A 26,122-nucleotide genomic window follows, 5' to 3' on the forward strand; every position below is an offset into this window, starting at 1 on the left:
GAAAGGAAGAACAGTCATGAAATTCGATCTTCATACCCACCATTTTCGCTGCGGTCATGCAGACGGAAACATTCGCGATTACATCGAAGCAGGCATCCGTGCCGGACTGCAAGCGATCGGCATCTCCGATCATACGCCGTATTTCGGCAGCGAAGAAGAGCATGCATTCCCCCGAATTGCCATGGCTAAGTCGGAATTGCGTCATTACGTGGAAGAAGTGCTTGCATTGAAAGCCGAATATGCAGGCAAAATCGACGTTCTGCTTGGCATCGAGTCCGACTTTTTCCCAGCCCATGCCGAGTTATACCGAAGCACGCTTGGTCAATATCCTTTTGATTATGTGATTGGTTCCGTCCACCATACCGAAGATGTCAGCATCTTCAACAAAACACGTTGGAAAGGACTAAGCGATGCAAGAAAGATCGAAGTCAAAGAAAAGTATTACGATTTGATCAGCCAATCTGCACGCAGCGGCATGTTCCAGATTCTCGGCCATATCGACGCCATGAAGGGCAACTATCCTCCTTTCTCGGAAATCAAGACGGATCAAGCGATCGATCATACGCTTAAAGTCATTGCCGAATGCAACGTGGCCATCGAAATCAACACTTCAGGCAAAACCAAACTGAGCGGCGGCTGGTATCCTTCGGATGCCATTTTGGAAAGAGCCCGTTTTTACGGGGTCAAAGTCACGTTCGGATCGGATGCCCACAAGCCTGCACGCGTAGGAGACGAACTGGAAGCGGTCCGCGACAGGCTGAAGCAGATCGGTTTTACCGACTGGGTATATTTCAAACAGAAGCAGATGCAGGTGGTGCCACTGTAACCATAACCCGTTGCCAAGAGCAGTGCTCTCTTCAGGCAATGGGTTTCTTTTTGTTCATGGAACCCTGATTCTGGAGGCAAAAAAAATGAACCCGTTCGCACGGGTCCCAACAGCATAATCTATTTATCAAAAAGGGGGTCATGAGATAAGTTTACCCCTTGTCTGTTAGAGTTCAATTGCAGCTATATTTCAATTGTGTAACAAATGATCGATGTTTGTTACATCCTGATGGCTAATATAAATTATGCGCTTCAGGTTTGCCGAATGCCACCGGTTGCAACGTATGCAGAAAATCTTGTTTTTGAGCGAATTCATGCTGTTCCTTGCAAATGCCGTAAATGTGCACGTCCAGCTCATGGCCTGGCATGGCTGCATCCGCCCGAGCCGGCCCGTATGACGCAATTGTCCGTTCCCGGCTCATCCCGAGTTTGCGCAGTACCTGAAGGGACATTTGGTTTGCTTCATAACAGCGTGCCTCCACTTTGGAGAGCTGCAATTCGCCAAAACCAAATTGCAGCAAACGGCGTACAGCTTCCGTCGCGACGCCTTTGCCCCACATCGACTTGTCCACAATGTACCCCACTTGCGCGGTTCGCCCATGTTCGTTCCAATTCTGAAAGGAAGCAAGGCCAATTACGCTTCCCGTCTCCCTCCAGCAAATGCCGTAATGAATCGAATCGAGATTGGCGCTGCTGCTGCGGATTTGATTCAGCAGTCTTCTCGCACGAATGGGCGCAGGCTGACTCCCCCTGTTCACGTACTGGATAACCTGCGGATCGGAAAGCAAATCGGCGATCATGCCGAAATCGCTCTGGCGCAATGTCCGCAAAACCAGACGCTCCGTCTGCAGCATGGGCAATCCTTCCATCAGCATCTCTCGCGTCAACATGATCATCGCTCCTTTTGCCTGTCGAATAAGGTTCCGATAAGACAAGCTTGCTCCCAAGAAATTCCGGCAGCAACCGTATGCATCGACGATCCAAATCAAAGTGTAGCTTTCCTTCAAACGCCCTTTTCTATACTGCGGCTCTATTGATCCTGCAAACCGCGATAAACGCCTGTTCGCAGCTCACGGATATAAAAATCCAGAAACGGCACATTGGCCTGCTCCGCCGCGCGCACCTCTTGTTCGATATCATAAGGGACACGCACGAATTGCAGATTAAAGGCACTTTTAACATCATTGCTGTTTTCGCCTTCGATAATGCAATAGGACGCTTGAGTCATATCCAGAGGATTGCCCACGCTTCCAACATTAAAAAGCATCTTGCCGTTCAGATGCTGCAAAAACGCATTGTGCACATCACCATAACCGACGATATCGGCTGTTCCGAATCCCGTCGCCTCTTCCGGAGCATCGAACATCGCCATTCTCTGCTCCAGCTCATCCCATGGCTGCACGCGATGATATACGCTCTTCGGCGAAGCATGCACCAGACGGATGGCACGCCCGCTAAGCCGAAGCTCATAGCTGAACGGAAGATTGGCCAAATAGGCCAGGCGGTTTGCTCCCAACCGTTCTGCCTGCCAGGTGAAATTTTCATTGTCCTTGTTCACGGCCACCAACTCGTCCCAATTGCCGCGGATCACCTGCTCGCAGGTTGTTCTCACGGAATCCACAGCCTCGGCAGGTGCCGGGCCTTTGCCCACGAGGTCGCCGAGACAAAATATGCGCGTGATTCCGCGATGACGAATATTATCCAGCACTGCATTCCACGCCGTCATGTTACCATGAATGTCCGAAACGATCGCTATTCTTTCCATCCGGCTGCCCTCCTTTGCCAAGATCATATTTATATGTTCTCCAATGAAGCGGACGATCCTGCCGTTCTTTCAGGCATCCCTTTAAGTTGAAATACCGTTAACTCCGGCCTGCACAAAAACCGGATCGGCAGCTGTGTCATGCCAAACCCTCGGTTAACGTAGACCGGCATCCGCTGCTGCCCAACGTGATACAAGCCTTTAATATACTTGCGGGAACCCCGTGGTGTCGTCATCGCCCCAAGCAAAGGAAAACGCACCTGCCCTCCATGGCTGTGTCCGGATAGCTGCATTCCAAAGCCGAGGGGAGCGGCGAAATCTGCATAATCCGGCTCATGCATCAGCAGCAGCTTCCATATTCCGTCGTCCAAGCCCTGAACTGCCTTTTGTGGATCCGGATTGCCCGTGAGCCCATCATCCAGACCGACCAACGCAATCCGGGAATTACCGTTTTGCAGCACGGCATGACTATTGCATAACAAAATAAATCCGGCCTCCTGAAGCATGGCGGCTACTTGATTCTGCTCTTTGCCCCGATAATCATGGTTCCCCAACACTGCGAATTTACCATACTTCGCTTGCATGGAGCCCAGCACGGAAATATAGTCACGCATCGGAGCGGCTTCCCGTTCGACCATATCTCCGGTAAAACAAATCACATCCGGCTGCAGCTCCCCGATTGCGGAAGCGAGCTTCTGTACCTGCTTCAGATGGGTATGGAATCCGAGGTGCACGTCACTGAACTGGACGATGCGCAGCCCGTTCCATTCCTTGGGGAATCCCGGCAAACTCAGATCGACTTTCACCACATCGAGTAAGCGAGGCTCCCATAAGGCATACCCTCCAGAGAAAATAGCGGCTATGGCCAACATCAACCTTTTTTTGAGCCGATCACCCCATCGGGAGGCGTCATGATTTTTCTCCTCTCCGGGGAATAAAGGGGGGGCTGTGTGAAGATTCGGGATTCGAGACGACGGTTGGCTGTTTCTGTGTCCGTAGTTTCCCATTCCTGTCTCACCATCCGCTCATATTAATTCCATCAGTATATCATATTCTTTACCCATTCACGCTCCCCTTTTCTGTGTTACGGGTCGGGGGATGTATTTGTTATATTTATGCCGAATGCGTTCAAGCGAAACATGTTCAGTCGAGGAAAAAAAAGAAGCCGAATCCTCGGCTCCTTTGTTCGTGTTCGTGGTTTGTTCCTTTGGCAAAACGGAACTACATGCCCAACCAACGCTTGAACATGTGTTTCGTTGTTTGTTTGTTCATTTCTGCAATGGATGTCGTAAGCGGTATGCCTTTTGGACAGGAACGAACGCAGTTTTGCGAGTTTCCGCAACCTTCGATGCCCCCGGACTCCATGATGGCGTCCAGGCGCTCCTCCGCGTTCATTTCACCTGTCGGATGAGCATTGAACAACCGTACCTGCGACAGTGGCGCTGGTCCCATGAAGTTGGTCTTCTCATTGACGTTCGGGCAAGCTTCCAGACATACGCCGCAGGTCATGCATTTGGACAATTCGTACGCCCACTGGCGTTTTTTCTCGGGCATCCGTGGTCCTGGCCCAAGATCGTATGTGCCGTCGATCGGAATCCAGGCTTTGACCTTTTTGAGCGAGTTAAACATGCGGCTCCGGTCAATGACGAGGTCACGTACGACCGGGAACGTTTTCATCGGCTCGATCCGGATCGGCTGTTCCAATTTGTCGATCAAAGCGGCACAAGCCTGACGCGGCTTACCGTTAATCACCATCGAACAGGCGCCGCAAACCTCTTCGAGACAGTTCGATTCCCAACATACAGGGGCAATCGACTCTCCCTTGTTATTGACGGGATTGCGCTGAATTTCCATCAGGGCGCTAATCACGTTCATGTTCGGGCGATAGGGAAGCTCGAATTCTTCATTGTACGGAGATGACTCCGGACTGTCTTGACGGGTAATGATAAACTTGACGGTTTTGCTGGCTGTTGCTGTTTCCGCCATATCGCTGTCCCCTCCTTGTGGTGACGATGATTGATCGTTGCTCGTTATTAGGATCGATAGTGTCAGCACACAGTCACTCCGCTGCAAAAGTTACTTCCGATCGCTGTTATCCCCGGATTTTCTGGAACGCTTCGCTTCTTCAGTAATCTTTTGACGCTTCGTTTGATGTGCAATCCATTTCATCCTGCTAGACATCAACGTAAATAATCTTTGGGACGTATTCAGAGGAAGCGCCGCTTCTACAGGATATTGCCGCTACCTCCGCTACGCCGTGCAGCACTGCAACGTTTTACTGAAAATTGCAATATTCATGCTGGAATATAGCATTTAAAAGCTTACTGTACGCTTCGCTTCTTCAGTAATCTTTTGACGCTTCGTTTGATGTGCAATCCATTTCATCCTGCTAAACATCAACGTAAATAATCTACTTAATCTTTAGAATAGTCGCGTACCCGCGGCGGGATCAAGGAAACGTCCACAGGCTCGTACGAGATTTGCGGGCCGTCGGCTGTCCATGTCGCGATCGTTGTTTTGAGGAACTCCTCGTCGTTGCGTTTCGCAAATTCAGGCTTGTAGTGTGCGCCGCGGCTCTCGTTTCTGAGCAGCGCGCCCAGCGTCATCGCTTCGGCCAATTCGAGCATGTTCCACAGCTGACGGGTAAATGCCGCTCCCGGGTTGTTCCAGCCGGATGTGTCGTACATGTTGATTTTCCGGTAACGCTCTTTCAGTTCCTTGATTTTGCCGATCGTTGCTTCGAGCTTGTCGTTGTAACGAACCACCGTCATGTTGGCGGTCATCCACTCGCCCAGCTCTTTATGGATCACGTAGGCATTTTCGTTGCCTTGCATTTTCAGGATGCCTTCGTATTTGTCGGTTTGGCGCTTCGTGTATCCGTCAAACACGCTGGAACTGATGTCTGCCGACGACTTTTTGAGTCCTTTGATGTATTCAACCGCTTTGGGGCCTGCGACCATGCCGCCGTAGATGGCGGACACGAGCGAGTTCGCGCCCAGACGGTTTGCGCCGTGGTATTGATATTCGCATTCTCCGGCAGCGAACAATCCCGGAATGTTGGTCATCTGATTGTAATCGACCCACATGCCGCCCATCGAGTAGTGGACCGCCGGGAAAATTTTCATCGGGATTTTGCGCGGATCGTCGCCCATGAATTTTTCGTAAATCTCGATGATGCCGCCCAGCTTGACGTCGAGTTCTTTCGGGTCTTTGTGGGACAGGTCCAGATAAACCATGTTTTCCCCGTTAACGCCCAGCCCCATGTCCACGCACACGCTGAAGATTTCGCGGGTTGCAATGTCGCGCGGGACCAGGTTACCGTAGGACGGATATTTTTCTTCAAGGAAGTACCATGGTTTTCCGTCTTTGTACGTCCAGATCCGTCCGCCTTCGCCGCGTGCCGATTCGGACATCAGGCGCAGCTTGTCATCCCCCGGGATGGCTGTCGGGTGAATCTGGATGAACTCACCGTTGGCATAGTTCACGCCTTGTTGATACACCGCGCTTGCAGCCGTGCCCGTGTTGATGACCGAGTTCGTCGTTTTGCCGAAAATGATGCCCGGCCCGCCGCTGGCGAGAATAACCGCTTCCGCAGGGAACGTCTGCACCTTCATCGTTTTCAGGTCCTGCGCTACGATGCCGCGGCAAATGCCTTCGTCGTCAATAACGGCCTGCAGGAACTCCCAGTTCTCGTATTTTGTGACGAGTCCGGCAGCTTCCCAGCGGCGCACCTGCTCATCGAGCGCATACAGCAGCTGTTGGCCTGTCGTTGCACCCGCAAATGCGGTGCGGTGATGCTTCGTTCCGCCGAAACGGCGGAAATCGAGCAATCCTTCCGGCGTGCGGTTAAACATAACGCCCATCCGGTCCATCAGGTGAATAATGCCCGGTGCTGCTTCACACATCGCTTTGACCGGAGGCTGATTGGCAAGAAAGTCGCCGCCGTACACCGTATCGTCAAAGTGTACCCACGGGGAATCGCCTTCCCCCTTGGTGTTTACCGCGCCGTTGATGCCGCCCTGGGCGCATACGGAGTGGGATCTTTTTACGGGTACCAGCGAAAATAAATGAACATGGACTCCGGCTTCAGCCGATTTGATCGTCGCCATCAAACCTGCGAGACCTCCGCCCACGATGATTACGTTAGATGATGCCATTTCTTTCACTCCCTTATATGTCGGCATTGAGCCCAATGCTTAGATGAAAACCGATTTGACTGCTTCGATCATTGAAGTGGTCGTTTGGAAATCCACGTTACGGAACGCGATCAGCGATGCGATGAACATGATCGACACGATGCCGAACAAGCTCATGCAAATGTAGGAGGATACGCGTTGAGCACGCGGCCCGACGGTAATGCCCCAACTGACGAGGAACGACCACAGACCGTTCGCGAAGTGGTAGGAAGCCGCGATCACGCTGATCAAGTATAAAATGAACGTCACGGGATTCGTTACGACATCATGGATGATGCCTCCAAGTTCCTCATGCGTGACCTTGCCGAGCGCAACCTGTACCCGCGTCTCCCAAACGTGCCAGATGACGAATACAAAGGTAATGACGCCGCTGACCCGCTGAAGCGTATAACGCCAGTTGCGCTCATTGCCAAAGCGGCCAACGTTGGGCTTCGCCTGATAGGCTATATACAGTCCATACACGCCGTGATAGAATAGCGGCAACCAGATCAAGAGCGTTTCAAGTACGATCACGAGCGGCAGGCTGTTCAGAAAAGCAACAGCGCCGTTGAAGCCTTCTTTGCCGCCCTCTACCGCAGAGAAGTTTGTCACCAGATGCTCAATGAAAAACAAACTGAGCGGGATGACGCCAAGCAGGGAGTGCAGCTTTCTGGAGTAAAACCCTTTCATAAAATGTCGTTCCCCTTTCGAAATAACAACGTTTTCATAAATTCGTTCACACATCCGATGAGTTGATCTCCCCAATGGGGGGATTCAAACAAATTGTTCTGTTTTATTCAGGTGTGAACAACTTGTGTCACAATTCATGTTACTCTTTTTTTTCTTATAAGGGAATTGCAATATAATTATTAAAAGATATACCCTATATGCATAAGGGATAAACACTGATGCATCTTTTCTTACCTTAAAGGAACGCCACCATCTATGACAATCATCACTCTCACTGGAAATGGGGTCTGCCGACATGTTCGAGGAATTAAACGCATTTGCCGCAGTTGTGGAGCAATCCAGCTTGAACCGCGCCTCCAAACTGTTGAATCTGTCTCAACCTGCTCTCTCGCGCAAAATTGCCAAACTGGAAGACGAGCTCGGGGTCACTCTCTTCCATCGCCGCGGCAAACGTCTGGAGCTGACCAGCGTGGGGCAGCTCGCTTACACCTTTGCCGTGGAGCAGCAGCAGCAGCAGCACAAATTTTTGACCATGCTGGCACAATATAAAGAAGAAGAACAGAGCTCAATCACGCTGGGAGCCAGTCTCACGACGCTCCAAACGACGCTTCCGCCGCTCGTAAACGCCTTCATGGAGAAACACCCCAATGCGGAAATCAAGCTGCTGACAGGCAAAACCCATGAGATCGTCTCCTTTGTCCGGGAAAGGAAGGCCGATGTCGGCATCGTTGCATCTTCCATCAATGAAGCGGGTCTGAACTGCATTCCGCTGTTCGATGACCATCTTGAGCTGGTTGTTCCGCGAACGCATTCGCTCGCCGGACAGGAGGCAGGCATGGAGCACCTGCAGGATTTGCCGATGATCATTTTTTCCAAAGGCACTTGGTACCGCAAACTCACCGATGACCTGTTTCAGCGCTGCGGGGTCATGCCTGACATACGCATGGAGATCGACTCGTTCGAAGCCATCATTCGGCTCCTTCCTACGGGAAAAGCGGCGGCACTGCTGCCCAAATCGTATCTTCGCCCCCAACTGCTGGCCGACAATGACCTGGTATCCGTTTATTTGCCCCAGCTTCAGCAAACCCGCCGCACCACAAGCATGATCTACGGCGGAAAGGAATTCCTGAGCGAAACGGCCAGGCAATGGGTCAAGGAGACGGCCGCTTTATTTACGACGAAAGCGCCGTTATCCTCCAGGAGGACAACGACGCCTACGTAAAATACACGGCGATGTAGATCGCCTAAGAAGCAATACATCAGCCTTCCTGACTGACGACCTGTTCTTCGAACCGTTCAATGTCGTCATTATTGCCGATGATGACCATAATGTCTCCCAATTGCAGCGTGTCCAGCGCAGTCGGAGCAATGATGACCCCGGCTTCCTTCTGCAGCGCCACGATGCTGATATTGAAGCGGACGCGCGCATTCAGGGTGGACAAGGTCGTATTGTGCATGCAGGCTGGAACCTTCATCTCCACGATGCTGTAATTATTGGAAAGTTCAATGTAATCCATCAGGTTCGGAGTCACGAGCTGGTGTGCCACACGAATGCCCATGTCACGCTCGGGATAGACCACGCGATCGATGCCCAGTTTGTCCAGGGCGCGTCCGTGCAGCACGGAAATGGCCTTGGCCACAACGGTTTTCACGCCAAGTTCCTTCAACAGAATCGCCGTGAGAATGCTCGTTTGAATATCGTCACCGATCGCCACGATGCCGCAGTCGAAATTGCGGATGCCGAGGGAACGAAGCACTTCCTCGTCCGTGGCATCCGCAACGACGGCATGCGTGACCAATTCGCTCATATCCTCCACAACCTCTTCGTTCTTATCGATGCCCAGCACCTCATAACCAAGCTCCATTAATTCCTGCGCCAGGCTTGAGCCGAAACGCCCGAGCCCGATGACCGCAAACTGCTGTGTTCTCATCGTTTTTCACGAACCCCTTATCCAATAATCATTTTGCCCTCAGGATACCTGTACAGTTCCTTACCCTTTTTCTGCGTAAGCGCATATGCCAGCGTGACCGGACCCAATCTTCCCACAAACATTGTCAGACAGATCATCACTTTGCCAAAGGTCGTCAGCTTCAACGTAAGCCCCATGGACAGACCTACCGTGCTGAATGCGGAAGTGGTTTCGAACAGGATCACCAGGAAGCTGCTGTCCTCCGTCGTACTGAGCACCATCGTCACGCCGATGATAAGCAGCAAGGCCAGCAGCGTGATCGTCAGCGCTTTGAAAATCCGTTCCTGCACCAGCCGGTAGCGAAAAAACACGATATCTTCCCGCCCGCGCATCATCGCGATGACGGCCCCGGCCATGATGAGAAACGTGGTTGTTTTAATGCCCCCACCCGTCGAGCCGGGGGAAGCCCCGATAAACATCAATATAATGATAAAAAATTGCGTGGCCTGCCTGAGGCCGGCAATATCCACCGTGTTGGCCCCTGCCGTACGCGGGGTAACCGATTGAAAGAACGATCCCAATATTTTGCCGCCCCAGTTCAGTCCGCCAAGCGTGCGTGGATTGTTGAATTCAAATATAAAAATGACAAGCGCGCCGAACACGATCAGCAGCCCGGTCATCATGAGCACCACTTTGGTATGAAGCGAAAGCTTGCGCGTTTTGCGATATTCCGCCAGATCGGACAACACGACGAACCCGATGCCGCCGGACACGATCAGGAACATCGCCGTAAAATTCACCATTGGATCATACACATACCCCGTCAGGCTGCGGAAATCCCCGAATAAGTCGAACCCTGCATTGTTGAACATCGAAATTGCATGCCAGTAGCCGTAATATGCCGCTTTTCCCAGCGGCATGTCGAACGCCCAACGTATGGCGAAAAGGGTCCCGCAAGCTGCTTCGAGAATAAGGGAGTATGCCACGACTTTGCGAATTAACCGCACGATGCCTTCCATCGTGCTCTGGTTCATCGCCTCCTGCAGGATCAACCGCTCGCGCAGCGAGATTCGCCGTTTGAAGGCAATGGCCACAAGCGTTGACATCGTCATGAATCCCAGCCCGCCGATCTGGATCAGCACGGCAATGATTACCTGGCCGAACACCGAGAAATGCGTGCCTGTATCCACGACGACCAGTCCTGTGACACATACTGCGGAGGTTGCCGTGAACAGCGCATCGATAAACGGCAGGCTCTCCCCGTTTCTGCCGGATAGCGGTAGCATCAGAATGAACGTGCCGAGCAAGATAATGCCCGCAAAACCCAAAACGAGAATACGCGGCGGAGATTGCAGCAGCGATCGAAACATCGGTTTCACTTGGTTATCGACCCCCTTTGCCGAAATGAAAATGACTCCATCTGATGGAGTCCTGTCCGAAGTCACGCAAGGCATACCCATGGTGGATGCGCTAACAGGCGTCTATTCGGCTCATGATGAATATATCGTGTTTCTGTATCATTTCCCGTAACGCCGCATATAGTGCTTGGCGGGTTATTTTTATTCGTTCCCTTGTTTGGCCGAAGCATGCGATTTATACGCATTGGCATCAAAAATTATAAGCGTTCCGCTTCTTGCAAACAAAACGGCTTTTCCCGGAAATAGCATCGAATTTCGCCGAATTGGGAAAAACTCTGATATGTGGATGAATGAAACCAACTGTTTCGATCGTTTTCATTCATTTTCAGGGATTTGCACCCGTTCTCGTTCCGGGATTGGCGCTCCATATCCACCCTATGATATCTTTACTGTTATAACACATGGTTAAAGGAGGAAACATATTCAATGAATCCCTTAGGGCAGCCTCTGCGGGTTAAGGCCAATTTCAAGCGCTTGGGGTTGCTTGCGGCGATCGGTCTGATTTTATTTGCGGTGCTGCAGATTTTCCCATCCACCTCAACACAAACGACGGATATCCAGTCTGCACCTATTATTACCAAGGCACAGGCGGTGCAATCTGCCCGATCCTTCGCGGCGTCCCTGCCAGACTATTCTCTTCCTGTCGACGAGGACGATGCGCTGGTCACGTACCATACCCATTCCGATGTGTACGGGTATATGGCCAAAACCAAACAGCTGAACGATTACAACCGGAAATGGGAAGAACAATACCCTTATGACGTGTTTCGGGTCCGACTGCCCGATGAGGTCAAAGGCGGTTATCTGCATGTTGACGTACATATGAGAACAGGTAAAGTTGTAGCTTTCAAACACGAGCTTCCTTCTTCATTATACGCATCCATCGAAGCGGAACCGGACAAGAGCAAAACCAACTCCGCCTTGCGGCTGGCTGAAGACAATATGACGTTGGAGCAAAAAGTGCAAAGCGTTGCAGGCATTGTAAAAGAGTTCGGATACGATGCTTCGCAATTGGAACTGGAAACCGGAGAAAACGACGGGGGGCTTGTATACTCCGATCCCACGAAACAAATTGGCGATTCCCGGCTTGAACTCCGCTTTACCTTCCAAAATGAAGAAGTCCGTTCGTTTGACGCCGTCTTCTCCGTACCTGACGCGCACAATGCATATGTAAACCAACAGACTCGTCAGGCCAACTGGATGACGTACGCCGGCTATGGATTTCTAACGTTTGTCCTTGGCGTGCTCGCCATCATTTACAGCATCCTGACCCGGTCCCATACGTCGTTCAAACGGGGCTTTGTGCTGGCACTGGTGCACTTCGCCGCTTCCGTCATCGGCACGCTGAATATGATGCCGCTTTTCGAAGCCCAAGGATTGTCCAGCTTTATGCTTGTGTTTCTAATGGTCATTCAACTGGGCGTCAATCTGGTCATGAGCGCAACGATCTACTTGTCTCTCGTGGCCGGCGACGGCATGTGGCGCAAAATCGGTTATAATCCTTGGCCTCGTGCCAAAGAACCCGGTTACGGAAAATACGTGCTGGACAGCATGGTTGTCGGTTATTTGTGGGCCTTCATTCTGCTCGGCGTGCAGTCCATTTTGTTTCTCGTTCTGGAAAACAGCATCGGGACCTGGTCAACCACCTCGGCAGACCAATCCACGTATAATATGACATACGCATGGGTTTTCCCGATCATGGCATGGATGGCAGGGATCGGCGAAGAAGCGGTATATCGCCTGTTCGGCATACGCATGATGCAAAAAATCGTGCGCAATACGTTTATCGCCTGCTTGATCCCTACGCTGATATGGGCGCTCGGACACACCCTGTATCCGATTTATCCCGTCATTACGCGTCCGATCGAACTGACGGTCATCGGTTTGTTGTTCAGTCTGATCATGCTGCGGCACGGTTTTATCGCGGTCGTATTCAGCCACGTCATTTTCGACAGCTTGTTGATGGGTCTTAGCCTGATATTCATGGGAGACGTACTGAACGTTTCTGCCGGGATATTCTGGATCGTGCTTCCAGCCATCGTGGGTTACGTGATCTATCGTTTCAATCCACGCAAAAAAGAGAAGCCGTATGTTACGACTCCTCATCACGAAGCGCTGCAATAATTTGTTTGGCGAGCTTGTCGCCGATCGAGAGAGGCCGGAAGTCTTCGACGCTGGCCTCTTTGATTTTGCGCAAAGACCCGAAATGCTTCAGCAGCAGCTTGCGCCGCTTCTCTCCAATACCCGGAATCGAATCGAGCTTGGAGGTAACCATCGATTTGCCGCGCTGCTCGCGGTGAAACGAAATGGCGAAGCGGTGAACCTCCTCCTGGATGCGCTGCAACAAGTAAAATTCCTGGCTGTCGCGCGGCAAAGCCACGACTTCCGGCGGATTGCCGATCATGAGCTGCGACGTTTTGTGCTTGGCATCCTTGACCAGGCCGCATACGGGAATGTACAGCCCGAGTTCATTTTCCAGCACGTCCACGGCTGCCGAAATTTGCCCTTTGCCGCCATCCACCACGATCAGGTCCGGCATGGTCAGGTTTTCCTTCAGCACGCGTTCATAACGCCGCCGGATAACCTCTCTCATCGTTTCGTAATCATCCGGTCCTTCGACCGAACGTATTTTGTACTTGCGGTATTCCTTTTTGTCCGGTTTGCCGTCGGTAAACACGATCATGGCCGAAACCGGGTTCGTTCCCTGAATGTTGGAGTTGTCGAACGCCTCGATCCGGCGCAGCTGGTCCAGACCGATCCAACGTCCCAAACCTTCCGACGCTTTGGATGTCCGTTCCTCGTTGCGTTCGATCAGCCTGAATTTCTCTTCAAGCGCAACCTTGGCATTGTCGACGGCCATTTTGATCATTTGCCGTTTCAGTCCGCGCTGCGGCACATAAACCTTGATGTCCAGCCATTCCTGCAATGCCGCGGCAGCCTGTGCCGGCTCTTCCAATCCCGACAACGGCTGGTCGGCCGGCTCCATTACCGATGCGGCAGACTCATCCTGCGGATGCATCGAAGGTTCGCCCGTTTCCCCGAGATCGCCGGACGGCGCATAATCTTCTCTGGATTCGGCCACCAGCAGCTCTTGCCCGGCATCCGATTCACGGAAAGACGTTTCCGTTTCGACCGTTTCGGCCGTTACCGCAGCCGCCGTGTCGCTATCCGTTTCCCCGGCCTCTACATCGTTCAGTTCGAGCAATTCCTGCGGCATCTCCGGCAAAAGGATTTCTTGAGGCAATGCAGGGTTGTCGCTGTAGTACTGCGTCACGTAAGTCATGAAGTCGCTGTACGCATCCCCATAAAACGGGAACGTCGACACATGGCGTTCGATCATTTTGCCTTGGCGGACATACAAAATTTGAACGCACATCCAGCCTTTGTCGATCGCGAAACCGAATACGTCCCGGTCCCTGGCATCAGCCATCGTGATTTTTTGCTTTTCCATAATGGCGTCGATGGCAATGATCTGGTCGCGCAGTTCCTTGGCCCGTTCGAAGTAAAGGTCTTCTGCCGCCTCCTGCATTTTGCGCTGCAGGTCTTTTTTGATTTCCTCATGCCCGCCGCCCAGAAAGGACGCCATTTCCTGGGAGATCTGCTCATACTGCTCCTTCGGCACTTCCTGCACGCAAGGCGCCAGACATTGGCCCATATGATAATACAGGCAGACTTCCTTCGGCATCACGCCGCATTTGCGCAAAGGATACATCCGGTCCAGCAGTTTCTTCGTTTGATGGGCTGCATATGAGTTAGGGTATGGGCCAAAATACTTTGCTTTATCTTTAAGCACCCGCCGGGTGACCTCCAAACGCGGATGCTGTTCATTCGTAATTTTGAGGTAAGGAAACGTCTTGTCGTCCTTGAGCAATACGTTGAAACGCGGCATATGTTTTTTGATCAGGTTGCACTCCAAAATGAGCGCCTCCATGTTGCTGCCGGTCACAATATATTCGAAATCGCGGATTTCGGAAACGAGCCGCTGTGTTTTCCCGTTGTGGCTGCCGATAAAATAGGAGCGGACACGGTTTTTCAACACTTTTGCCTTACCGACGTAGATGATGGTTCCTTCGCCATTTTTCATTAAATAACAGCCTGGCAGATCCGGCAGCAAAGCCAGCTTGTGGCGAATCCGTTCCAGTGCTTCTTCTTGTGCTTGTACCGTATTGATAAATTGTTCCATGCTTCAGCGGGTCCTCCCTCCCGATGAATTGTGACGCAAAACGCCCCCGGCGCATAACCGGAGGCGTATGTGTGTAACCCATGAATTATTGATGTTTTTCAATGATCCCTTTGAGAGCTTCTTTGGAGTTCAGACCAACCACTTTATCCACAGGTTGACCGTCTTTGAAGAAGATCAAGGTAGGAATGCTCATTACGCCAAAGCGGGAAGCAGATTCCGGGTTTTCATCCACATTGACTTTCGCGATTTTGACGGAATCGCCAACTTCGGAAGCCAGATCCTCCAGGATTGGAGCGAGCATTTTGCAAGGACCGCACCAAGGCGCCCAAAAATCAACAAGAACCGTTCCTTCGCCTTCGACTTCGGCGTTAAAGGATTGATCGGATACGTTAACAATAGCCATGATATTTGTCCTCCTTATATATGCTTTACGGTTAATATAACCTGTAACGTCGTGAACGACACTGCCATTATAACACAGGAGCGTTAATGTTGTGAAACCAACTTGGAAATGTTCATCTCGCGAACATCAAATCTTCATTTTCCACCTTTAATGGACCAAATGCTAAATCTTTACAAACGCTTTCTTTTCCAAGTATACTAAAAGCACTTCGGGCTCAGCCACCATCGCGGCAGGCTGCTCATCCCAAAGGAGGCAATAACATGGACACCAATGTGAGAATCAGCGACCCGCGCGAACATGTCAATGAGGAGCCCCGCAACGACCTGTTTGATCTGGTTGCGGGCGTAACAGGCATGTTTGGCCTGATGACCGTCATCTTTTTCGGTATGGTGATCTTTAAGTTTTTGACCGAATAAGAGCCGTCTGCACGCAGGGACCCAAAAAGCCCGGTTTTCGCAGCATGCGAAGACCAGGCTTTTTGGGCTTATCGCTGTATTCGGGGTCCTGTGTCCCCAATAAGCACATCGGCACCGATTCCCACCTTAAAGGTTAGTCTTGCTTGCCTCGTTGGTTTTCACCGCGAACGGCCACGACATCCACAAACGGGCGAATACGGTCCATCAATCGCTGCCCCTTGTTCGTATCCTCGCCTTCCCTGCTCGTAAAACTCAGATGCTTTTCCAGACCATCCAAGTTGTAATTGGACGTATAAAAGGTAGGCTTGCGGTTCATGCGGTAGTTCAAGATCGATCCCATTACGTGATCCCGTACCCAAGGATTCAGGTTTTCCGCGCCGATATCGTCAAAGATGAGCACATCGCAATTTTTGAGGATTTCCGTCGTTTCCTTCAACTTCTGGCCCTCGGTGATCATGGATTTGAGGTCTTCCACGAAATCCGGCATATAAATGATGACCCCGGTATAACCCGCGATGGCCAGTTCATGCAGCAAGTAACACATCAAGAACGTTTTCCCCGTTCCGAAGGAACCCTCCAGGTATAAACCTCGCGTTGAAAGCCCGTTAACCTTTGCCTCATTGACATAACGCAGTACCTGGTTGACCGCAGGCGCACGCATCCGATCCCTGCCCATGATTTCCACGTCGTTGTATCCTGCATTCAACGCACGCTCGTCCACATAGAAACTGCGGATCCGTTTGCGGATACTCTGTTCGTTTTGCCAGGCCAGATGTTTGGCGCAAGGCGCCTTTTTATCTATGATTTCGGGTTTGCCGTTAAAATTCTCTACTTCCAGCTTGCAAAAGTGCCCCTGAAAATCGTTCGGACAGTTGTCCAATCCCGGGCAATTCGCGCAGTTTTTCGAATCCCTCGCAAATTGGTACAGTTTGCTCAGGTCGGTGATCAGGTGCGCGTCCTGCAATTCGGGATGCTTTGCGCGGAATTCCCGCACGTACGGGTCCTGAATCAACTGCTCCGCGATCCGCCGGGACTGCTCGCGAAAGGAAGGGTTCAGCTGCTGAAGCAGTCCTCCCAAGGATTCCATGGCTTCAAGCCCCCTTGTATATGCATTGTTGGAATTCACGATTAATGTTGCCTGCCCTTGAGACCATCCGCATTGAAACCTCGACGAGCGCATGGATCGGCACATCGGAAGGCAGCATTCGATTGAATGAAATCCTAACCTTCATTCTATAATAAGTTCGGGGAACAACTCAACCGCTTCGTTCGTCAATTTTTTGCCAGTTATTCATTCGATTCAACGTGTAGAATAGCGAAAATGCCTTCTCATGTAGAGTTTCTCGGTTGTTGATTAGGTCAGACTATGCGAAATAAAAGTGTTTACTCTATTTACAAACCAACGGTCTGTTTGTAAAATAAACATAATCATCAAAAATATAAAGAGCTTTGCAACTATAAGACAAACCGCTAGTCGGTTTATTATTACTTTTGAACGACCCGCACAGAAACCTAAGGAGGAGAAACTCTTTGAAAAATGAAGACCGCAGAAAACAGACCATCGCCCAGCTTCTGGGATCCACAAAGGAATTGCTGCAGGATAAGGGATGCCATGCCATCACTTTAAAAGAAATTATGGAAAAATCGGGACTTTCCAAAGGCGCCATCTTCCACTATGTGAAAAGCAAGGACGAAATCTTCGTCTGGATTCTGAACGAACATTTGGAAAAGATACACGCTTCCTTCCTCGCCACCGTCCATCACGCCAAAGTAAAAACATTCCAAGAACCGATGGATATCATCCGTTTGAATCTAACAGGACTCGAAGAAAAGGAAAATATCACCAACAAAATTTTATTGTATTTATTCGGGAAAGAAGAGGATGCCCCTCTGGTTTCTGAAGCACTACAGCAATTTCACGAGAAATCGGTCAGTTATTCAAGGCAATGGATCGAGCTTGGGCAAGAGCATGGTGTCATCTCTAAATCGGTTCATGCGGAACAGATGGCAGAATTGTTCGTGCTGCTCTCCTTGGGAATGCGAATAAAAAGCTCGTATGGTTCGAAAGACACATCAAGCTTGGGCTCTAACGAAGTATCCCAATTTATAGCCCGCATGCTGACGCAGCAGGATTAATCGGAAAGCGATCGTTTTTTTCGGCTGATATTATTCAAACCATGCGCGTCATTATTGAAGATAAACAACGATAAGGAGGAAATTACATGGCACCCTTATTGACCCTCTGTACCACTTTTTTGCTGCTTCGCGGACTTGGTTGGATCGGAGTACCTATGCTGGATCATTGGCATCCTGCCCTCCAAGGAGGCGTTGCCTGCATGTTTCTGCTGACCGCTTCTGCGCATTGGGGGAAACGAAGACCCGACTTGGTACTTATGGTGCCTCCGGGTTTGCCATATAAGGAAGGCATCGTGACTTGGACGGGAGTCCTTGAGATTGCGGGCGCCATCGGCATTCTTATTCCCGGCACCGCCTGGCTGGCTTCCAGCGGTTTGCTCTTAATGCTCCTGTTGATGTTCCCGGCAAATGCATATGCGGCTCGAAAAAAAATGTCCATACACGGAAAGCCCGTATGGCCGTTCTGGCCCCGTTTAATGCTCCAATTGATCTTCATCGCGGCTGTTATATTAGCTTCCCCCCTGTTCCTGGAAGGCGCTTAACAGCGCAGTACGCTCTTTAGAAGCATTCTTGCAGGTGAAGAGGAAGAGGCGAGCCGCCAGGATTCGGCGGCCCGCCATGATGTTTAATGCGCATGGTTTCGGGAAACCATAACCATGCTTCCTTCGTTTTTTATCGCCGGATCCCGATCGTTATGATTTCGCAAGGCCCCGCTGGTACCAACCAGCTTTCTCTTAACATGGATGTGCCTTCCTTCTTCTCCGGTGCATGCGCTCCGATTGGAGCCACTGACTCGCCCGGGATCTCCAATATGTTGCTTTTGTACAGTGCTGCTCGGGGTTGGGCATCCTCCTTAGGGAGCGTCACCTTCAATTCCGTGCCTTCACCCGTCATGTTGTACCATCGCAGCATCAGGTCACCCGTCTCTTCGTTCACTTTCAATGAAGAAAAAGCAACCCCTTCTCCATGCCAATCAAACGGAGCGTGGCAAGATGCAAGCGTGCCCGGATGAACCCCGGTTTGTGCCGCCGTCCACGGAATCTGGAATTGGTATGCTGTTCTATACGCACCGTTTGTCGCTCCATTCCCGTCATGAGGGATCAAGCATAAATGAAATTCATGCTCTCCTTGGCACTGCGCCTCCGGTGTCGGAAAGTATCCCCAGTCGCCGAGCTCGCCTACGGCACGCAGCAACGTCACGGCAATCGTATTGCGTTCATCCCGCAGCACTTCATACTCGTTCAACCCAAGGTTCGCAACGGTAAGTCCGGCCTGTTCTCCACCAACATCGACAAAACATTGCTGGTGCTGGGTATTGCTCGGGTTTTGCCATTCGGAAGCCGGTATGTTGTCACGCGTTGCGATTTCGAAAATCGAATCGACGCGGTGCACGTCAGCCTCAAGATCGGTCGGGAAAAGCACGCGAACCCGATGATCGCGAGCATGATTGTCCAACTTGACCGCCATTTCAACGCCTTCGCCATTCCGTTCAAGCGATACGCGGGTACGGATCGTAAGAACTGTGGTCTTGTTGGAGCGATTGGCTTTCCGATTAGGGTAATAGACCAATTCTCGCTGTTCCTCATCCAATTTGGCATCGGCAGATTCCGGTATGCTCCATTGATGAACGATCTCATAAGCGGCCCGATAAGGGGTGTCTTCCACGACATGAATATCTGCACGCAGATCCCGAGTCGTCAGCGGAGCTTCTCCATCCGGCTGGCGGAACATGTACTCGTTGCCGATATCCCCGGTATTTTCGAAAATGCCCTGATCGTTGTAGACTTGGCCGGTGCGTTTATCCTGAATCGAAAATGAACCGTTGTCCGCAATGCGTACGATGAATTTGTCGTTTTCCATCCCACGGTCATGGCGCAGCAAGCTGGATTCGCCATTCAGGCTTCGGTCTGCCGTTGCCCTGCCACGCTCATCTCGTTCTGCACGGTCGGCTTTCACCAAAGCATACGTTTTCCATCCCAAGGCGGGAACCTGCCCGGCTTCGAACGTCAATTTGACGCGCCGGCTGCTGTACGGCTGGCGGAACCGGTCATCGGGCAGGTCATACCCGAATTGCAGCCCCATATCCTCCAGCGTGCAGTCTACTTGGCCTCCCTGATCATCTACCAATAGATATCGGGATAGATCAATGGATTTCATGCGGGTTGCATTTTCTTCCAGACCAAGCCCATCCCTGAAATAAAGCCGGGCTGCGTCCATTTCCATCTGCACGACACCGCTGCGCACCCACCCCGACGTGTTGAACACGACCAGTGGACGAGCATCGTTTCCGTATTCGCCGAACCGGCGGGTGTCTACGGCTTCCGCAATAGCCCTTGAGCTGTCTTCAATCAGCGCTTCCGCCGCATGGCGGCTCTTGTCAAAACGCGTGACCATCTCGCGATGCACTTCGTCCACGCTGCAGCCGCAAATGCTGTCGTGCGGATGGTTCTGCATCAGCATTTTCCAGGCATAGTCCAACTGATCATGCGGGTAAGCATGGCCCAACGTGTAAGCAATGGATGCCAGCGGCTCGGCTACCTTTTCCAACAATGCCTGCCCCTTTTGGTTCATTTGCTTCAAATACACGCGTGCGGAAGCGGTGTTTACGAGCGTTCCCCAGCCGTCGGTGCGCTGGCTGCGCAGCTCGCCTTTGACGACGGACAGCTCGCGGGTCGAGGATGCCTTCAGCGCATCCAAATAATCCTCCAGGCTGGAATGCACGAATTCAACGTCAGGGTGCAGCTTGCGGGCTACACGCAGTGCTTCGGGCAAATCCAGCTGGATCGGTTGATGGTCACAGCCGTTCATGTATAACAGCTCGTCGGTGGACGCATACTTCACCGCATCGGCAAGCTTGGTATGCCAATACGAGCAGGCCGATGCTTCGTCTGCCGGAATCTCGTTGCCGTTGGAATACCAGTTGGCAAACAGGATGCCGAGCACCTGCGAGCCGTCCGGACCCTCCCACGTCAACTCCGAATAGCTGGACTCATACCCTTCGTCGGACACGGTATTGTTGAAGCCCGTCGGTTTGACGCCTCGCCCGAAAAAAACGTTGTCGATGCCGGATTGCCGCATCAGCTGCGGCGTCTGGCCGACCAGTCCGAACGTGTCGGGGAAATACCCGATTTTGGCCGGCATCCCGTAACGTCTCGCATCACGATGCCCGGTCTGCATATTGCGCACATGGGCTTCGCCGCTCGTCAAAAAGGCATCCTGCAAAATATACCATGGTCCGATGATGATCCGGCCGCTGCGGATATGGTGCTCCAGCCGCTCTCTCTGTCCTGGGCGTACCTGCAAATAATCCTCGATGATGATCGTCTGCCCGTCCAAATAAAAGCTGCGGAACTCCGGCTCTTCGTCCAGCCGATCCAACAGGGAATCCATCAGGCGCACGAGGCGCATGTGATGTTTTTCGTAAGGCAAATACCATTCGCGGTCCCAGTGCGTGTGGGAAATGATGTGGGCTCTTTTGGATGTAGTCATGTGGTCTGTCTCACCTCGGCATCAAGTTGTGTAATTTCGACTTCTTCAGGACGGTAAACCTCCTGTAACTGACCGGATGCATCCACGGCAAACAGGACGCTGCGATTGCTCTCCAGCACGAAGGAATACGTGGCTCCCGTGCGGGCATCCCGCACGCAAACTTCGGCATCCCGGCCATACTCGGAAACAAACACATACAGGCTTCCTTCCGCAAATGTCAGCTTACGGCCATACACCCCGGCAAGTTCGCCTCCGGTCAGCCATTCCATATCGGAAACGATCCCCGCCGAATGCATGGCATACCGATACGTGGCCGCGAGCGCTTCTTCCCGTTCGTTCAGCTCCAGCGGCAGCGGGCACCAGATCAGCTTTCCTTGACCCAACGTCACCTTTGTAATGGAGTCTAGCTTTGCTTTGCTTCCATCCGTTTGATTATGACCGTTCCCGTTCACGAGGACCTCTTTGCACACTTCGGCAATACGGCGGCGACCATAGGCAAGCGCATAAGAGGTTCCGTCGATATCCAGCATTTCTTCGCGCTGCACGTTACGCTGCTCACGTTCGCCGACGAGGAGGTCTGCACGATCCGTCTTCTTCCAGTAGGCATCCAAGCCGAGCGGCCCGGTAAACAGCAGCGTGGCCCCTGCCTTCTCCGTGAACGATAGCAATCGTTCCAAAGCACCGCTGTCCATATTGTGCGGACTCGGCACGATGATCAGCTTCGGCGGTTGTTCTTCCAAATGCGCCAGATGGTACTCGGACATGGCCCTGAACGGTTGTTTCAGTTGATAGGCCAACACTCTCGTAAGCTTGGTCGTGGCATCATAGGCAAGCGCGCGATTGGAAAAATCGTTGGAATACGGGAATACCACCGCGATATCCTCCAGCTCACGTTCCCGGAAAAGATCGCGAATGCCGCCCATGAAACGGCCGAAATCATAGGATACGTCCGCCTCCGGCTTCTCTGTGCCATCCGCCCTGAGCGCACCGATATGGGATTCGTTGGCATTGTCCATGTAAAAATTCGTGTTCCAGATCCATTGCACGGCCCCCGCGCCGCCTGTGGAAAAAGCATACGCGTATTTCCGTTCCAGGATGCTGCGCAGTTCCTCCTCCGTGCGTTTGGCCCGGCCGTCCGGCGTTTCGACGTACATTATGCCCGTTTCCTGGATCAGGTTCGGTTTATGCGGCGTTTTCGCAAAAATGCCATCCCATACGAGATCGTCGTTGAGCCACCAGGAATGCACGGTCGTATAGTCCACTTCGCTTTCATAGAAAAACGGAGAGGGCCGCTGTGCGCCCAGCGCTTCATCTTGTCCCACCGTCACGAGGTGATCGGGCACCAGATCCTTGATCGTTTGCACGAGTTCCCGCGCCCAACGGTTGTGCATCTCCATCGAGAACAGGCAATAATCCAGCCAGCGGGTTCCCTTTTTGGCCTGATGCATGTCCTGCACGTCGAAATTGATCTCTTCGGCTTCGGGGATGCGAGCGGCTTCAAAGTTCGGCAGCTGCGCCGGAGACATGTTCCACGCTTCCTGCAACACCTCGATCGTGTCATGACGTTCACGCAGCCATTGCACAAACGCCTGCTGTTCGTGCAGATCCCTAGATGAGCGTGGCCCGCTGGAGAAAATGCGCGCCGGATCGAACATCGAAGGTTCGTTGATCAGGTCCCAATCTACATGCGTCGCATGGGTATAACGACTGACGATGCTGCGAATGAAGCGTTTCTGGGCTTCAACGCTTTGCGGGTCCAGATACGGATTCGTCCCTTCCCATGTCTCTGGCGTAAATGAAAAGAAGGTAAACGTCACGCGCAACCGGTGGCGCTTCGCCGTGAGCAGGAAGGCGTCGATCGATCGCAGCACCTCTTCCGACATGTGGCCGTCCACCTGCATCATGTTGCGGTAAGCGGTCCAAATGCCGGTGCGAATCCAGTTGATGCCCGCTTTGGCCATCTGGGCCATGTCCCGGTCCCATACCTCGGCGTTGGGCAGGAACAGGAACTTTCGGGCCACGTCGGATGCCATGTACGTCATGCCCACTACGGGAAGCGGGCGACCGCCCTGCAGGAAGTAATCCCGGCCGCGAGTCAGCAGTTCCCCTGCTGCGAGCAATTCAGCATCCTGTCCCCAGAAGCCTTGGCGAAGCATGCGTGTTTCGCCATCCGGTCCCGAAGCCTGGCACACGATCCGATAAAGCCCGTTTTGAATCTCAAACGGGAGAGGAATTCGCGCAAAACGCTGTTCCCCCGTCAATGCCAGCTCCAACTGGTGATGGCATACTTGTTCAGCCTGACCATTTTCAGGGTCTGCCCGCTCTACTGCAAGTTTAAATATCCATGTTTCCGCCGTATCCATGCCAACTCTGCCGCGGGCTCTATGCTGCAAAATTTGTCCTTGCAGCGTCAGGATCGCCCGTTCTCCGGGTTCATACGAAGCATAGTTCGGCTTCAGCGAAAGCTCGGTCACACCTTTGGCGCAAAACTTCGCCCACCTTACGATCTCTTCCACTCCATCCTGCTGCCAGAATAAATCGGTTAAGGGTGCATGAACGAATAGCCAGCGCGAGCCGGCAAACGTACCGCGGGAATTTTCCCACAAGACGACAGGGGCGGACACGCTGCGGCCATCCGTGCTGATTCCTTTGAGCAGGGGATAAATCTGGGTGCTCATCGGACCGGCGGAACCCATCTGGTGGGGCAAATCGCTTGATTTTGTCGTATGCGGAACCAGATTCCACGTCGGCGCAACAGGAAACAAGCCTTGTCGTCCCTTCAGCAATGGTATGCTCGTGGACGGCTGCAAGCTAGCCACATTGTCCCCCGATACGCGCAGCGTTTCATGGATATAAAGCTCCTGATGATATGCCGTCTGTTCCGACTCCGCCACCCATGCATCATGCTCGCGCCGAACCGGCCGCTTGAATGGTGCGCCGCCGACGCTGACCAGGCTTCCTCCCTGATGAAGGAAATCGCAGATCGCCTTCCAGGCTGACTTCGGAAAATAAGGCGCATGCAGATTCACCAAACAACCTTGCCCATTCATCGATTCCAAGGCAGCTGCTAATTCATCCGCACGGACGACCAAAATGCCCTCCGTTTCCGGCCAGTTCTTTTGCTCTTCCGGCGCAGGCAGAGCGATCTCGACCGGAAAGCCGGGATCGCACAACATGACGATCGGTGAGGCGGATTTACGTTTTTGCACATCGTTCAGGCTCATAACAACCCATCCTTCATCGCTTTATAGACCAGCTGGGAGAACAAGCTGTTGGACCAGGCAAACCATTTCCGCGTAAACACCGTCGGATCATCGGCATGGAAGCCTTCATGCATATATCCCGTATCCGCATCCGTCGCTTCCAGCAATCGAATCATCTCCAGCTTCTCTTCGGCCGAGGTGGCCGTCAGTCCTTGCATGGACAATCCCATATGCCAAATATAATCCGGCGGCGTATGCGGGCTGCCGAGGCCCTTCGCCACTTTGCCTTCATAATAGAACGGATTTTCTTTACTGAGGGCAAAGCGCCGCGTATTCTGGTACACCGGATCATCCGCAGTTACGTAGCCGAGGTACGGAATGGACAGCAGGCCAGGCGTGCCGGCGTCGTCCATCAGGCAATAATTGCCGAACCCGTCGGTTTCGTAGGCGTAGATCGGGCCGAATTCGGGATGGCGGTAAATGCCGTACAGCTCGATACCATGGCGCACTTCCTGCTCCAGCTGTTTCAGCTCTTTCAGCAAAGCCATGTCACGAAACACCCACTCGGCGAATTCCTGCATCTGGCGCAGCGCTACGACGGCGAACATGTTGCCTGGAATGTTGTAGTGGAAATCGCAAGCGTCATCGCTGGAACGGAAACCGGACCAGATCATGCCCGTGTAATTGACCGGCATGCCTTGCCCGTTGTTGCGGATAGAGTCCGTCGGAATGCCATTATCCCTCGTGAAGCGATATGGAGACTGCTCCATATGCCGCTGCTCCGTTTTGAACAGGTCCACAATTACACGCATGGCTGCTTTGAAGCTGGCATCGAAAATGTCGGTCAGCTCCGTTTCTTTCCAATACAAATAGGCGAGCCGAATCACGAAGCATAACGAGTCGATCTCGAACTTGCGCTCCCACACCCAGGGGGACATTTCCGTTTCATCCGTCGTGTTCCAATGCCAGTCATTGGCCGATTCGTTGAACGCGTTGGCATACGGGTCGATCTGCACGTACCGGATGTGGCGTTTGATCAGGCCGCCGATGATTCGCTGCAGCTCCGGGTCTTCCTTCGCAAACGGCACGTAATGGACCACTTGTTCCACCGAATCGCGCAGCCAGCAGGCAGGAATATCACCCGTGATGACAAAGGTCGTGCCATCGTTCATCAGTTTAGTCGTCGTTTCCAGCGTATTCGGGAAGCAGTTTTTGAACAGCTGGAGCAGCTTCGGTCTGTGAGCCAGCTTATCGTCCGCCTCGGCGAGTACCGCTTGAACCGATTGCGGCAAGGCAACCGAAGGCATCGGTATTTTGGGTAATCTGAATTGTTCCATGGTCGCTTCTCCTTTAATCTTTTTCCGTTATTTAAGCCGGACTAATGAATCGCACCAGGACACTTCGAGTGCAGTACCATCTTCCGATCACCGTTATCCCCGAATTTTTTGAACCCCCTTGTCAAGGGGAAAATCCGGTGATAAGACTACGCTTCCGATGGAGCTTTCTTTCAGA

Annotated in this window: 20 protein-coding genes; 6 read left to right on the plus strand and 14 right to left on the minus strand. The window is 52.3% G+C overall.

All coding sequences use genetic code 11. The features are described 5' to 3' along the window. The first annotated feature begins 16 nt into the window (after positions 1–16). Positions 17–826 (plus strand): histidinol-phosphatase, encoded by an 810-nt coding sequence (locus tag MKY59_RS25510; RefSeq protein ID WP_236414592.1) that lies wholly within the window; start codon positions 17–19, stop codon positions 824–826. Between the two features lie 232 nt (positions 827–1,058). Here the strand turns inward: MKY59_RS25510 and MKY59_RS25515 are convergent, their stop codons facing one another. The 6 genes from MKY59_RS25515 to MKY59_RS25540 all read right to left on the minus strand — a co-directional run bounded on the left by MKY59_RS25515 (position 1,059) and on the right by MKY59_RS25540 (position 7,452). Further along, complete coding sequence (locus tag MKY59_RS25515; protein ID WP_339274428.1) at positions 1,059–1,715, minus strand: GNAT family N-acetyltransferase; 657 nt, start codon at positions 1,713–1,715, stop codon at positions 1,059–1,061. Positions 1,716–1,855: 140 nt separating this feature from the next. Further along, on the minus strand, positions 1,856–2,590 hold the full coding sequence (locus MKY59_RS25520; protein ID WP_339274430.1) for a metallophosphoesterase family protein: 735 nt from the start codon (positions 2,588–2,590) through the stop codon (positions 1,856–1,858). 29 nt (positions 2,591–2,619) lie between these two features. After that, positions 2,620–3,396: a metallophosphoesterase gene (locus tag MKY59_RS25525; protein ID WP_339274431.1), complete on the minus strand. Its 777-nt coding sequence runs from the start codon at positions 3,394–3,396 to the stop codon at positions 2,620–2,622. 412 nt (positions 3,397–3,808) lie between these two features. Continuing rightward, positions 3,809–4,573, minus strand: a complete 765-nt coding sequence (sdhB, locus tag MKY59_RS25530; RefSeq protein WP_236414600.1) for a succinate dehydrogenase iron-sulfur subunit — start codon at positions 4,571–4,573, stop codon at positions 3,809–3,811. A gap of 428 nt (positions 4,574–5,001) precedes the next feature. Continuing rightward, on the minus strand, positions 5,002–6,744 hold the full coding sequence (gene sdhA, locus MKY59_RS25535) for a succinate dehydrogenase flavoprotein subunit (RefSeq protein WP_236414602.1): 1,743 nt from the start codon (positions 6,742–6,744) through the stop codon (positions 5,002–5,004). Positions 6,745–6,783: 39 nt separating this feature from the next. After that, a complete protein-coding gene (locus MKY59_RS25540) occupies positions 6,784–7,452 on the minus strand; it encodes a succinate dehydrogenase cytochrome b558 subunit (RefSeq protein WP_236414604.1) in 669 nt (222 codons plus the stop codon). Between the two features lie 295 nt (positions 7,453–7,747). On the opposite strand from MKY59_RS25540, the gene MKY59_RS25545 reads away from it, so the two are divergent. Beyond that, positions 7,748–8,674, plus strand: coding sequence for a LysR family transcriptional regulator (locus tag MKY59_RS25545; protein ID WP_236414606.1), 927 nt, complete (start codon positions 7,748–7,750; stop codon positions 8,672–8,674). A 37-nt stretch (positions 8,675–8,711) separates the two neighbouring features. Here the strand turns inward: MKY59_RS25545 and MKY59_RS25550 are convergent, their stop codons facing one another. Together MKY59_RS25550 and MKY59_RS25555 are read right to left on the minus strand one after the other, a co-directional pair. Further along, the gene (locus MKY59_RS25550) at positions 8,712–9,383 is read right to left on the minus strand and encodes a TrkA family potassium uptake protein (protein WP_236414608.1); all 672 of its coding nucleotides are present in this window, start codon (positions 9,381–9,383) and stop codon (positions 8,712–8,714) included. Between the two features lie 17 nt (positions 9,384–9,400). Further along, positions 9,401–10,732 (minus strand): TrkH family potassium uptake protein, encoded by a 1,332-nt coding sequence (locus MKY59_RS25555; protein WP_339278476.1) that lies wholly within the window; start codon positions 10,730–10,732, stop codon positions 9,401–9,403. A 474-nt stretch (positions 10,733–11,206) separates the two neighbouring features. Between MKY59_RS25555 and MKY59_RS25560 the strand changes: the two genes are divergently transcribed. Then, on the plus strand, positions 11,207–12,904 hold the full coding sequence (locus tag MKY59_RS25560; RefSeq protein ID WP_339274434.1) for a type II CAAX endopeptidase family protein: 1,698 nt from the start codon (positions 11,207–11,209) through the stop codon (positions 12,902–12,904). Here MKY59_RS25560 and uvrC read toward each other — a convergent pair. Both uvrC and trxA read right to left on the minus strand, forming a co-directional pair. Further along, a complete protein-coding gene (gene uvrC, locus MKY59_RS25565; RefSeq protein ID WP_339274435.1) occupies positions 12,873–14,963 on the minus strand; it encodes an excinuclease ABC subunit UvrC in 2,091 nt (696 codons plus the stop codon). The genes MKY59_RS25560 and uvrC overlap by 32 nt on opposite strands. Positions 14,964–15,048: 85 nt before the next feature. Beyond that, the gene (trxA, locus tag MKY59_RS25570) at positions 15,049–15,366 is read right to left on the minus strand and encodes a thioredoxin (RefSeq protein ID WP_236414614.1); all 318 of its coding nucleotides are present in this window, start codon (positions 15,364–15,366) and stop codon (positions 15,049–15,051) included. Positions 15,367–15,626: 260 nt separating this feature from the next. Here trxA and MKY59_RS25575 point away from each other — a divergent pair, with 260 nt between their 5' ends. Further along, a complete protein-coding gene (locus tag MKY59_RS25575; protein WP_236414616.1) occupies positions 15,627–15,782 on the plus strand; it encodes a YqzM family protein in 156 nt (51 codons plus the stop codon). 133 nt (positions 15,783–15,915) lie between these two features. On the opposite strand, the gene dnaI is transcribed toward MKY59_RS25575, so the two are convergent. Continuing rightward, on the minus strand, positions 15,916–16,869 hold the full coding sequence (gene dnaI, locus MKY59_RS25580) for a primosomal protein DnaI (RefSeq protein ID WP_236414618.1): 954 nt from the start codon (positions 16,867–16,869) through the stop codon (positions 15,916–15,918). Between the two features lie 443 nt (positions 16,870–17,312). On the opposite strand from dnaI, the gene MKY59_RS25585 reads away from it, so the two are divergent. Then, positions 17,313–17,918 carry a TetR/AcrR family transcriptional regulator gene (locus MKY59_RS25585; RefSeq protein ID WP_339274437.1) on the plus strand — a complete coding sequence of 202 codons (606 nt, stop codon included), beginning with the start codon at positions 17,313–17,315 and terminating at the stop codon, positions 17,916–17,918. Positions 17,919–18,004: 86 nt separating this feature from the next. Next, positions 18,005–18,460 (plus strand): DoxX family protein, encoded by a 456-nt coding sequence (locus tag MKY59_RS25590; protein ID WP_236414622.1) that lies wholly within the window; start codon positions 18,005–18,007, stop codon positions 18,458–18,460. Between the two features lie 130 nt (positions 18,461–18,590). Here the strand turns inward: MKY59_RS25590 and MKY59_RS25595 are convergent, their stop codons facing one another. The 3 genes from MKY59_RS25595 to MKY59_RS25605 are packed head-to-tail and all read right to left on the minus strand — an operon-like array spanning position 18,591 to position 25,947. Next, a complete protein-coding gene (locus tag MKY59_RS25595; RefSeq protein WP_339274439.1) occupies positions 18,591–21,407 on the minus strand; it encodes an alpha-mannosidase in 2,817 nt (938 codons plus the stop codon). Further along, positions 21,404–24,631 (minus strand): alpha-amylase family protein, encoded by a 3,228-nt coding sequence (locus tag MKY59_RS25600; protein ID WP_339274440.1) that lies wholly within the window; start codon positions 24,629–24,631, stop codon positions 21,404–21,406. Before MKY59_RS25600 ends, MKY59_RS25595 begins: the two co-directional genes overlap by 4 nt. Further along, positions 24,628–25,947 carry a glycoside hydrolase family 125 protein gene (locus MKY59_RS25605; RefSeq protein ID WP_339274441.1) on the minus strand — a complete coding sequence of 440 codons (1,320 nt, stop codon included), beginning with the start codon at positions 25,945–25,947 and terminating at the stop codon, positions 24,628–24,630. Before MKY59_RS25605 ends, MKY59_RS25600 begins: the two co-directional genes overlap by 4 nt. Positions 25,948–26,122: the final 175 nt, after the last annotated feature.

It is taken from the genome of Paenibacillus sp. FSL W8-0426, from assembly GCF_037969725.1.
Lineage (GTDB): Bacteria > Bacillota > Bacilli > Paenibacillales > Paenibacillaceae > Paenibacillus > Paenibacillus hubeiensis.

Coding starts and splice junctions, on each gene's coding strand:
- MKY59_RS25510 (WP_236414592.1), top strand. CDS start 17: ATGAAATTCGATCTTCATACCCACCATTTTCGCTGCGGTCATGCAGAC.
- MKY59_RS25515 (WP_339274428.1), bottom strand. CDS start 1,715: ATGTTGACGCGAGAGATGCTGATGGAAGGATTGCCCATGCTGCAGACG.
- MKY59_RS25520 (WP_339274430.1), bottom strand. CDS start 2,590: ATGGAAAGAATAGCGATCGTTTCGGACATTCATGGTAACATGACGGCG.
- sdhB (WP_236414600.1), bottom strand. CDS start 4,573: ATGGCGGAAACAGCAACAGCCAGCAAAACCGTCAAGTTTATCATTACC.
- sdhA (WP_236414602.1), bottom strand. CDS start 6,744: ATGGCATCATCTAACGTAATCATCGTGGGCGGAGGTCTCGCAGGTTTG.
- MKY59_RS25540 (WP_236414604.1), bottom strand. CDS start 7,452: ATGAAAGGGTTTTACTCCAGAAAGCTGCACTCCCTGCTTGGCGTCATC.
- MKY59_RS25545 (WP_236414606.1), top strand. CDS start 7,748: ATGTTCGAGGAATTAAACGCATTTGCCGCAGTTGTGGAGCAATCCAGC.
- MKY59_RS25550 (WP_236414608.1), bottom strand. CDS start 9,383: ATGAGAACACAGCAGTTTGCGGTCATCGGGCTCGGGCGTTTCGGCTCA.
- MKY59_RS25555 (WP_339278476.1), bottom strand. CDS start 10,732: ATGTTTCGATCGCTGCTGCAATCTCCGCCGCGTATTCTCGTTTTGGGT.
- MKY59_RS25560 (WP_339274434.1), top strand. CDS start 11,207: ATGAATCCCTTAGGGCAGCCTCTGCGGGTTAAGGCCAATTTCAAGCGC.
- uvrC (WP_339274435.1), bottom strand. CDS start 14,963: ATGGAACAATTTATCAATACGGTACAAGCACAAGAAGAAGCACTGGAA.
- trxA (WP_236414614.1), bottom strand. CDS start 15,366: ATGGCTATTGTTAACGTATCCGATCAATCCTTTAACGCCGAAGTCGAA.
- MKY59_RS25575 (WP_236414616.1), top strand. CDS start 15,627: ATGGACACCAATGTGAGAATCAGCGACCCGCGCGAACATGTCAATGAG.
- dnaI (WP_236414618.1), bottom strand. CDS start 16,869: ATGGAATCCTTGGGAGGACTGCTTCAGCAGCTGAACCCTTCCTTTCGC.
- MKY59_RS25590 (WP_236414622.1), top strand. CDS start 18,005: ATGGCACCCTTATTGACCCTCTGTACCACTTTTTTGCTGCTTCGCGGA.
- MKY59_RS25595 (WP_339274439.1), bottom strand. CDS start 21,407: ATGACTACATCCAAAAGAGCCCACATCATTTCCCACACGCACTGGGAC.
- MKY59_RS25600 (WP_339274440.1), bottom strand. CDS start 24,631: ATGAGCCTGAACGATGTGCAAAAACGTAAATCCGCCTCACCGATCGTC.
- MKY59_RS25605 (WP_339274441.1), bottom strand. CDS start 25,947: ATGGAACAATTCAGATTACCCAAAATACCGATGCCTTCGGTTGCCTTG.